The organism is Pseudomonas sp. NBRC 111123 (assembly GCF_001320205.1).
Classification (GTDB): Bacteria; Pseudomonadota; Gammaproteobacteria; order Pseudomonadales; family Pseudomonadaceae; genus Aquipseudomonas; species Aquipseudomonas putida_J.
This window is the reverse complement of sequence record NZ_BCAZ01000087.1, coordinates 1-8,148: the sequence shown is the minus strand read 5'-3', so window position 1 is coordinate 8,148 and position 8,148 is coordinate 1. Positions and strand designations below refer to the sequence as shown.

Genomic DNA, 8,148 nt, shown 5'->3' with positions numbered 1-8,148 from the left:
GTCGTTGAAGTCCAACAACAGCCGCTTACGCTCATCGGCATTCGGCAACCCGGTGCGAGCCGGAACAGCGCGCTCGCCTTCGGCAAAGGTCCACAGCAGCTGCTCCAGATAGCCCACGTAACGCTCGACCGTGGCCCGGTCGAACAGCGCGGTGGCAAACACGATGCCGCCGCTGAAACCCTCGGCACCTTCGCCCATGCTCAAGCTCAGGTCGAACTTGGCGACACGTGCCTGCCCTCCCAGGGGCGTCACTGCCAGTGCGCCCAGTTGCAGGGCCTGGTGCTCGGGCGCTGCGTCCCAGTCCAGCGACACCTGGTACAACGGCGTATGCGCCAGGCTGCGTTGCGGGCGCACGGCCTCGACCACCTGCTCGAACGGCAGGTCCTGATGCGCCTGGGCCTCAAGCACCGCAGCCTTGACCCGCGCCAGCAGCGTGCCCACATCCGGCGCACCCGAAGTGTCCACGCGCACGGCGATGGAGTTGACGAACATGCCGATCAGGCCATCCACCTCCGCCTGCCGGCGGTTGGCCAATGGCGAGCCGATCACCACGTCATCCTGGCCGGCCAGGCGTGCCAGCAACACCGCCCAGGCCGCCATGAACAGCATGTACGGGGTCACGCCCTGGACTCGGCACATGGCCTTGAGCGCCACGCTCAGGCGTGGCGTCAGGCTGATTGCGATGCTGTCACCGGCATAGTCCTGGCGCTCTGGCCGTGGCCGGTCCCAGGGCAGGCTGACCAGCGTCGGCGCACCGCTCAGCCGGCTGCGCCAATAATCGGCCTGGCCCTGCAGGGCTTCACTGCCCAGCCAGCGCCGCTGCCACTGTGCATAGTCCAGATACTGCACCGGCAATGCCGGCAGCGGGTCGTCGCGATCAAGGCAGAACGCCTGGTACAACGCATCCAGCTCCCGCACCAGCACCCCCAGCGACCAGCCGTCGGCCACCAGGTGGTGCACGGTCAGCAGCAGAATGTGGTGTTCCTCAGCGCATTGCAGCAAGCAGCCACGAATCGGCAGGTCATGGCTCAACGCGAAGGGCTCGCTGGCTTGCAGTTCGGCCCGCTGCGCCAGCGCCTGCTCATCCAGCTCGCGCGCATCTTCCATGGCCAGCTGGAAACCGCGCGCGTCCGCTGCCAGCACCACGCGCGGCTCGCCATCCTGTTCCACAAAGTGGCTGCGCAGGCTTTCGTGACGTTCGACCAGCCGCCGCAATGCGCGCTCCAGCGCCAGTGCATCCAGTGCGCCGCGCAGGTGCAGGCCGAGGGGGATGTGATAGGCCGCGCTGCCCCCGCTCATCTGCGCCAGGAACCACAGCCGCTGCTGGGCAAATGACAGCGGCAGGCTGCCCAGCCGCGGGCCCGCCTGAATCGCCGGCAAGGCACGCTCGGCAGGGTGGCCCAGGCTGGCCGCGACCGCTGCCAGGCGGTCATCGGCGAACAACTCGCCCAACGCCAGCTCAAGCCCCAGGCGCTGACGCACCTGAGCCAGCATGCGCATGGCCAGCAACGAATGGCCACCCAGCTCGAAAAAGCGGTCCTGGCGCCCGACCTGTTCCAGTTGCAGCAGCTCGCCCCAAAGCTGAGCCAGGACCGCTTCGCGCTCACCTTGCGGCGCCTCGTAGGCCGCTGCGGCAACGTCTTGCGGCCCGGGTTGCGGTAGCGCCTGACGGTCGACCTTGCCATTGTTGGTCAGCGGCATCCGCTCGAGTGCCACATAGGCGCCCGGCAGCATGTACTCGGGCAGCCTCCCGCGCAGGAAGTTGCGCAAGGTGCTGGCGTCGAGCGTCGCATCGTGGCGGGTGAACCAGGCGACCAGGCGCTGACGCCCCTGCCCGTCCGCCACTGCCCAGACCTGCACTTCGCCAATCCCCGGGCACAGTGCCAGCTGTTGCCTGACCTCGCCCAGCTCGATGCGAAAGCCGCGAATCTTCACCTGGTCGTCGTTGCGCCCCAGGCATTCCAGCTGGCCGTCGGCCCGCCAGCGCACCAGGTCGCCGGTGCGGTAGAGCCTGGCCCCAGGCCGCTGGCTGAACGGGTCGTCGATGAAGCGTTCGGCACTCAGCGCAGGGTGGTTGAGGTAGCCCAGCGCCACGCCATCACCACCGATGTACAACTCACCTACCACCCCGCGCGGCACCAACTGGCAGTGGCCATCGAGCACATAGACCTGGGTGTTGCCGATGGGCTGGCCAATCGGTACCTGGGTGGCGTTCGACGCCAGCTTGTGCACGGTGCAAGCGACGGCGAACGTAGTGGTTTCGGTGGGCCCGTAACCATTGATCAGGCGCAGGCCCGGCGCCCGCTCCAGCAGGGCACGGAAGGCCGCAGGCTCGGCACGCTCGCCGCCGCTGATGAGGATGCGCAGGCCTGCCAGTGCCTCGGGGATCAGCTGCACGTACTGGTTGAACAGCGCGGTGGTCAGGAACAGCACGGTGATGCCGTCATCCACCAGCGCCTTGGCGAAACGCCGGGGGTCGACCAAGGTCTGGTGATCGACTATCCGCACCTGCCCGCCATTGAGCAGCGCGCCCCAGACGTCCATGGTGCTGGCATCGAACGCCGGGTTGGAGGCAAAGGCGATGCGGTCCTGGGCGTTGAAGTCGGCATAACCATTGTTCAGCACCAGGCGGGCGATGCCCCGGTGCGGCACGCACACCCCCTTCGGTTTGCCGGTGGTGCCCGAGGTATACATCACATAGGCCGCGCTGTCGGCATCTTGTGCCAGGCCCGGGTTATGCCCGGCTTGCGGGTCGAGCGCCAGGGTATCGAGGTCAACACGGCGCACAGCAAAGTCAGCCTGGCCCGCGGCGTGTGTCAGCAGCATCACGGCCTGGCAATCTTCGAGCATGAAGGCCTGGCGTTCGCGCGGCGCGTGGATATCCAGCGGCACATACACCGCCGCGCACTTGAGCACAGCCAGCTGCGCCACCAGCAAAGGCAGCGAGCGCGGCAGCAGGATCGCCACGCAGGCCCCAGGGCCCACGCCCTCGGCGATGAGGTAATGGGCCAGGCGGTTGGCCTGCAGGTTGAGTTCGCCATAGCTTGCAGCCTGCTGCCCATGCATGGCCGCCAGGGCCAGGGGATGGCGCGCTACGCGCTGTTCGAACAGGCGTGCCACGCTCAATTCGCGTGGGTAATCGGCTGCGGTCGCATTGAAGCTGTGCAGCAGGGTCTGGCGTTCTTCATCGCCAATCAGGTCAACTTCTGCAAGCGCCACCTGGTCGTTGCCGACCATGGCCCTCAGCAACGCTTCGAAGTAGCCGAGGTAGCGGCGCACGGTCGGTTCGTCGAACAACGCCGTGGCGTAATCCAGGCTGCCAGCCACGACATCGCCATGTTCACCCAGGTTGAGGGTCAGATCGAACTTGGCTACCTGCGCAGCCTGCGCCACGGCTTCGAGCTGCAACCCTTGCAGCTGCAAGGCAGCGCCCTGGGTCGCCTGCCAGTTCAAGGTGGCCTGGAACAGCGGCGTATGGCCAAGGCTGCGCGCGGGCCGCACGATCTCGACCACCTGTTCGAACGGCAGGTCCTGGTGTGCCTGGGCCGCCAGCACACGCGCCTTGACCTGCCCAAGCAGCGCCGCGCACGTAGCAGCCGAACGGGTGTCGATGCGTATGGCCAAGGTATTGACGAACAACCCTGCCAGCGCTTCGAGCTCGGCATGGCCACGGCCAGCTACCGGGCAGCCGATCACCACTTCGTGCTGGCCGGACAACCTGGCCAGCAAGGCCGCCCAGGCGCCCAGCACGGTCATGTACAAGGTCGCCCCATGGCGCTGGGCCAGGGTGCGCAGGCCGGCAGCCAGGCATGGGTCCAGTTGCAGTGCCAGGCTGGCCCCGGCGAAGTCCTGGCGCTCGGGCCGTGGCCGGTCGGCCGGGAGCTTCAACAGGCTCGGCGCGCCGTCCAGCGCCTCGCGCCAGTAATCGGCCTGGCGCTGCAGCTGCTCGCCGGCCAGCCAGCGCCGCTGCCACACCGCGTAGTCGCCATACTGGATGGCCAGCGCTGGCAGCGGATCTTCCAGCCCTTGGCACAGGGCCGGATACAACGCGCTCAGCTCACGCGTCAGTACCCCCAGCGACCAGCCGTCGGCAACGATATGGTGCACGGTCAATGCCAGCACATGGTGCTCGGTATCCAGGCGCAGCAATCGCGCCCGCAACAGTGGCCCGTGGGCCAGGTCGAAAGGCCTTCCAGCTTCATCGCGCAGCGTGCGGGGCAATGCGTCCAGGCCAATGTCCTCGCGCTGGAACCACCCTGCACCTGCCGTCGTGCCGATGATCACTTCGGCGCTGTCGTCGCGTGGCACGAAATGGCTGCGCAAGGTTTCATGGCGCTCGACGATGCGCAACAGGGCGCACTCCAGGGCGTCGTCATCCAGCGGCCCACGCAGGCCCAGGGCCAACGGCACGTTGTAAGCCTGGTTGCCGCCTTCCATCTGTGCCAGGAACCACAGCCGCTGCTGGGCGAACGACATCGGCAGCGGCTGCTCGCGGGGCACCGGCACGATTGCGGGCAGCACGCTGCGCCCGGCACCCGCCAGCACGTGTGCCACCGCGGCCAGTTCGGCATTGGCGAACAGCTCGGCCAGGGTCAGCTCCACGCCCAGGCGCTGGCGCACCTGCGACACCATGCGCATGGCCAGCAGCGAATGCCCGCCGAGGGTGAAGAAGTGGTCACGCCGCCCGACCCGCTCGACCTGCAGCAGCTCGGCCCAGATCTGCGCCAGGGCCTGCTCCAGTTCACCTTCGGGGGCATCAAAGCCTTGCTCGAACAGCGCCGAGCGCTCGGGCCTGGGCAAGGCACGGCGGTCCAGCTTGCCGTTGGCGGTCAGCGGCAGGGCCTGCAGTTCGACAAACGCCACCGGCACCATGTATTCGGGCAGGTGCGCCTGCAGCTGGGCGCGCAGGCTTTCGGGGGTAGCCGCCTCGACCTCGGGCTGGGGCGTGAAATACGCCACAAGGCGCGGCTGGCCGGGCTGGTCCTCACGGGCCAGCACCACGGCCTCGTTGATACCCGGCAGGCTGGCCAGGCGGCTTTCGACCTCGCCCAGCTCAATGCGCACGCCGCGGATCTTCACCTGGTCATCGTTGCGCCCCAGATAATCGAGGGTGCCATCGGGCAGCCAGCGCACCAGATCGCCGCTGCGGTACATGCGGCCACCCGCGCTGAAGGGGTCGTCGAGGAAGCGTTCAGCCGTCAGCGCCGGGCGGTTCAGGTAACCCCGGGCCACACCGGCGCCGCCGATGTAAAGCTCACCGGGCACGCCCAGTGCCACCGGCTCACGGTGCTCGTCGAGCACGTACAAGCGGGCATTGTCTACCGGCCGGCCGATATGCAGCACCCCACCCGCTTCGACCACACCGGAGCTGGCTACCACCGTGGTTTCGGTCGGCCCGTAGTTGTTGACCACGGCAAAGCGCTGGGTACGGTTGAACTGGCGCAGCCGGTCGCCGCCGATCAGCAGGGTGCGCAGGGTCGGGTGTTCGAGCTGCTGGCTGAAGGCATATTCGGCCACTGGCGTGGGCAGGAAGCTCACGTCCAGTGGCTGGCTGCGCCACCAGGCGAGCATGGCGTCGAGGTCTTCATTGCCTTCGGCGGGCGGGGCCAGGTGCAGCGTGGCCCCCGCGCACAATGCCGGCCAGACTTCCCAGGCCATGGCATCGAAACCGAAACCGGCCAGGCACGAGGTGTGGCGGCCGTGGCACAGGTCGAAGGCTCGGCAGTGCCAGTCGACCAGGTTGTTGACGGTGCAGTGCTCGACCATCACCCCCTTGGGCTGGCCGGTGGAGCCCGAGGTGTAGATGACGTAGGCCAGGTGGCTGGCACTCAGTTGCGCCACGTTCGGGTTGCTGTTCTGGGCAGGCCAGTCTGGCTGGTCCAGCAGCAGCACGGGCACCTCGACAGCCCCCAGGCGCGCGCGCAGCGCTTGCTGGGTCAGCACTGCCACGGGGGCGCTGTCGCCAAGCAGGTAATGCACCCGCTCGTCCGGGTGCGCAGGGTCGACGGGCACATAGCCGGCGCCGGCCTTGAGCACAGCGAGCAGCCCGACCAAGGTTTGCAGCCCGCGCCGGGCGACCACTGCCACTCGGTCATCGGGCCCCACGCCCAGGGCGATCAGCCGGTGCGCCAGCGCATTGGCCTGGCGGTTGAGCTCGGCATAGCTCAAGGCCTGCTCGCCGCAGCTGGCGGCGAGCGTGTGCGGGTGCGCTTGCGCCTGGTTTTCGATGCGCTGATGCAGGGTCAGTGTCGCCTCGAAGCGGGTCGGGCTTGCATTGAACCCTTCCAGCAGCCCATGGCGTTCGCTGTCTGGCAGCATCGGCAGCGCCAGCAACTGAGCATCGGGTGCCTGCAGCAGGCTTTCCAGCGTTTGCTGCACGTAGGCGCAAACACGTTCGGCGGGCACCTCGGTGCTGGCCAGCAGCGTCAGGCGGAAGGCTTCGCCGAGGTCGTCGACACTTAAGGTCAGCGGGTAATTGGTGGCCTCGGCGGAGTCGACGATATCGATGCCGGCCAGCGCCGCGCGCTGCGGTGCGGCGGTACCCACCGCACTGTGGCGATAATTGAGCAGTGCATTGAACAGCGGCGCTGGGGCCGCCACGCCACTGCAACGCTGGGCCAAGGCCAGGGGCGCGTGCTCATGACGCATCAACGCACTCAGGCGCTGGTGCGTGGCGCGGATCGCCGTGGGTACGTCGCTGCCGCCCAGGTCGACCCGCAGCGGCAAGGTGTTGATGAAGATCCCCAGCGCCCGGTCGGTGGCCTCGGCACCCAGCAGGCGGCCCATCAGCACCGTACCGAATACCACTTGCCCGCGCCCGGTCAGGCCACCCAACACCCGCCCCCACGCCAGGTGGAACACGCTGGCAACGCTCACGCCAAGGCTGCGGGCGTGGACGCGCAGGCGCTGGCACAGTTCCAGGGGCAGGTCGAGCTGGTGTTCGTTGTGGCTGTTACCTCCACCTTGCACATCCTGGATGCCATACGCCAAGGTCGCTTCGTCGATGTCGCCGAGCATCTCGCGGAAGAACGCCTCGTGCTGCGCTTCGCCGATGCCCAGCACGGCCTGCGCCACGTAGTTGCGAAACGGCACCGGCGTGCCCAGGTACTGGTCTTCACCTGTGAGGAAGGCAATCAGCTCGTGGCGCACCACCTCCAAGGCGCTGTGGTCCATGGCGATATGGTGGAACTGCAAGGTGGCACTGAGCCTGCCATCGGCCTCGGGCGCCTCGCGCAGCAGGCGCATCAACGGCGCCTGGGTCAAATCGAGCCGGGCACGCGACGGGTCATCGGCAGGCAGCTCCAGCACCTGCAGTTCGGCTTGCCGCCACACCACTTGCAGGGGTGTTTCCAGTCCCACCCAGTGCACCGAGGTGCGCAAGATATCGTGCCGGGCGACCACCCCACGCAAGGCTTCGGCAAACGCTTGCAGGCGCGCCTCGCTGGCAAACACGAAGCGCGCCTGCATCACGTACGGGTCGTGCGCGCTGGCGCTGGCATGGTGGAACAGCATGCCCTGCTGCAGCGGCGCCAACGGGTAGAGATCGTGAACATTGGCAGCACCACCGGGAATGTCGGCGACCAGGCGGTCGAGGGTGTCCTGGTCCAGTTCGATCAGGTTGACCAGCTCGGGCGTGATCCGCGTGCAATCAGGCGGGATCAGGTTGCCCGGCACTTGCACCGCGCCCTGTTTCACGGCCACGTATTCACCGCTTTCGATCAGCGCCACCAGCGCCGGCTTGTGTTCGCGCAGGCGTGCCACCAGGGTGGCGTCGGTCAGCGCCTGGCGGTTGCCCTGGACGACCAGCTGGCCGTCCTTGAGCGCCAGTTGCACGTTGTTGGCCGAAAGGGTTTCCAAGAGTTGGTTGATACTCACAGGACGATCTCCATTCTGTCTGTGATGGCTGCATAGCCGGCCAGGGTCGGTTGGTCGAACAGTGCACGGACGTCGGCTTCCAGGCCTAGTTCGCGCAAGCGGGAGGTGAGGGTCACCGCCAGCAGTGAATGGCCGCCCAGTTCGAAGAAGTTGTCGTGGCGCCCTACGCGCTCGACGCCCAGCAGCTCGCACCAGATGCCGGCCAGCAGGGTTTCGGTTTCGCCCTGCGGCGCTTCGTAGGGGCGATCCTGGATGGCGTCGGGCGCCGGCAGC

At 67.6% G+C, this 8,148-nt stretch carries 2 protein-coding genes; both read right to left on the bottom strand.

Annotated features, from left to right (window positions below):
- On the bottom strand, positions 1-7,875 hold a 7,875-nt coding region (locus tag APH27_RS25110), incomplete at its 3' end, for a non-ribosomal peptide synthetase (protein WP_156335912.1).
- Positions 7,872-8,148: phosphopantetheine-binding protein (locus tag APH27_RS25105; protein WP_156335911.1), on the bottom strand; the 277-nt coding region annotated here is incomplete at its 5' end. The genes APH27_RS25105 and APH27_RS25110, both read right to left, overlap by 4 nt.